The sequence below is a fragment of the Synechococcus sp. OH2 genome (genome assembly GCF_047462155.1).
Classification (GTDB): Bacteria; Cyanobacteriota; Cyanobacteriia; order Thermostichales; family Thermostichaceae; genus Thermostichus.
Genome location: NZ_JANSIR010000083.1, coordinates 14,614 through 16,890, shown reverse-complemented (window position 1 = coordinate 16,890; position 2,277 = coordinate 14,614). Strand labels below are relative to the sequence as shown.

Annotated in this window: 3 protein-coding genes; all 3 read left to right on the top strand. The window is 63.0% G+C overall.

All coding sequences use genetic code 11. The annotated features are described in order from the left end of the window. On the top strand, positions 1-1,039 hold a 1,039-nt coding region (locus tag NW835_RS07500; protein WP_414414945.1), incomplete at its 5' end, for a hypothetical protein. 23 nt (positions 1,040-1,062) lie between these two features. Next, positions 1,063-1,710 carry a dTMP kinase gene (gene tmk / locus NW835_RS07495; protein ID WP_414414944.1) on the top strand — a complete coding sequence of 216 codons (648 nt, stop codon included), beginning with the start codon at positions 1,063-1,065 and terminating at the stop codon, positions 1,708-1,710. 167 nt (positions 1,711-1,877) lie between these two features. Then, positions 1,878-2,277: CHAD domain-containing protein (locus NW835_RS07490; protein ID WP_414414943.1), on the top strand; the 400-nt coding region annotated here is incomplete at its 3' end.

Here is a 2,277-nt window from a genome sequence, read left to right as displayed (position 1 = left end):
TCCCAGCAGCTCAGAGTCCCAAGGCCGGCGTTCCCCGCCCCCCTTGCCGGAGGACAGTTCTGCCCCCTCCGCTGGCGGTGCCCAAGACTGGCTAGAGGATGAGGAGAGGCAAAACAATGGGAAGGCGTCTTCTGCTCGTCTCTCTGGGCGCGCCCTGCAAGCGGAGGATGCCAGGAGAGAACAGAGGGCTAGCTCAGCCCGAGAAGCTGCCGCCGGATCTTCGCGGGGTGAGGAGACAGAGTCCTCTCGGCCCCGGGCCAGGCGTGCCGGACAAGCCTTGGTTCCCCGGCGCCCTATCTCCAGCAACTGGGGCTACGACGGATCGGCCCGCTCTTCCGCCTATGCCGGCTCCTCCCGGTCTGCAACTTACGGCTACACCGCCGGCTCCGGGGGCAGTGGGGGATATGGAGGTGGAGGGCGCAGCAGCAGCTCCTCAGGGGAAGTCTCCTCTTCGGATCTGACAATCTTGCTGGTGGTGGCCCTGCTGGCTTTCTTTGGTGGGTTTGCCATCCGCAACCTCTTCGCGGAGTCGGGCGGCTTTGACGATGAGCGTCCCATCCGCGCGGCCAACGTGCCGGCGGCCTTCCGGGACTTTTGCTTTGCCTACAACGGCACGGCTTCCTTTACCGTGGTGCAACTGACCAGTGTTTCCGCCCTCACCATGGCCTCGGTGCCCATTTACAAGATGGACACCTGCACCATCCCCGTCAGCCAAACCGCCAACGCCCTGCAGGCCTTGGGCATCCGTGGCCGAGCCAACACCTTAGGCCCGCAACTGGGCGGATCCAACCTCACCCTCATCCAGCTCCCCTTGGCCAGCGGCTTGGCCCGCGCCATCTACAACCAGTTTCCTAGCTTGGCCAGTCAGGGTAATGAGGCCCAGGTTCTCTCCCAACTGGAAACCACCATCAACGACGCCCTGCGCTCCAACGTGGAGGGGCTGGCCCTGCAAGGCCTGGAGCCTACCAACATCCCCGACGTGTACGTGGTGATCCCGGGCCACTCCTTTAACTTGCAACCGCAGCTTAATCTGCGCTAGCTCTCCTTTCTAGGGAGACTGCTGTGTTCATCACCTTAGAAGGTGGAGAAGGAGTGGGCAAAACCACTCAGCAGACGCTGCTGGCACAGCGGCTTACTCTAGAAGGCTATGCCTGCCTGTGTACCCGCGAGCCGGGAGGGACAGCCCTCGGCCGAGCGCTGCGGGAGCTGCTGTTGCACGGGGATCCCATAACGCCGCTGGCTGAGTTGCTCCTGTACGCGGCAGACCGGGCCGAGCACGTGCAAAGATGCCTCCTTCCCGCCCTGGCGGCAGGGCAGGTGGTGCTCTGTGACCGCTTCACCGACTCTACCCTGGCCTACCAGGGGTATGGTCGCGGGCTGGACCTGGAGAAGATCCGCCAGCTCAACCACTTGGCTACCGGCGGGCTGCAGCCGCACCTCACCCTGTGGTTGGATCTCCCCCCTGAGGTGGGGCTGGCGCGTTCGCGTCAGCGGCGCGTAGCAATTACCCGTTCCCTACACTCAGAGGCCGACAAACTCGAGCGAGAACACCTGGAGTTTCACCGCCGAGTTTACCGCGGATTTCAAGCTCTAGCTGCCGAGTTCCCGCAGCGAATTGTTCGCATTCCCGGCGAGGGATCCCCGGCAGAGGTGGCCACCCGCATCTGGGCAGCGGTCAGGCCCCGCCTACCAAAGGCTCCGCCCTGCTAGCTCGAAGGGCGGTCTCAACCGTTTCCCTGGCCATACCCTGCTCAGAGGTTAAGATTAGGTTAAAAAAGAAGAGGGCGCGGGTGACCTCAGGGTAAGGTAAGCAGGCTATGCAGGGAAAGCCTTCTGCCCTTTTTAGGCCCCGTTTTGAGAGGTAGAGGAGATTTGCCGTGAATGCCATTGCTGCTGAGCAGAAAAGCGAGCACTCGATCCTGCTGGCCTCTTCTCCTTCACCCACCGTGGCCGCTTGGGCTCACCAACTATTGAGCCAGCAATGGCAGCGGCTGCAGAAGCACGTGGGGAGAGTGCTCAACCAGCACCCCGAGGCAGCAGAGTCCCTCCATCAAATCCGGGTGGGCCTGCGCCGCATCGGCACCTGGGTGGAGGTGTTTCAGGGATCCGTGCGCCTGCCCAAGCCGCTCAAGCCCAAACGTCTGCAAAAGTTGACCAGAACCCTGGGCCAGCAGCGGGATTTGGACGTGTTGCTGGAAATCCTCCAAGAGCCCTATTGGCAGGGGATCCCAGCAGCCGAGCTGGAGGAGCTGGAGGAAGACCTGCGGCAGCGTCAGG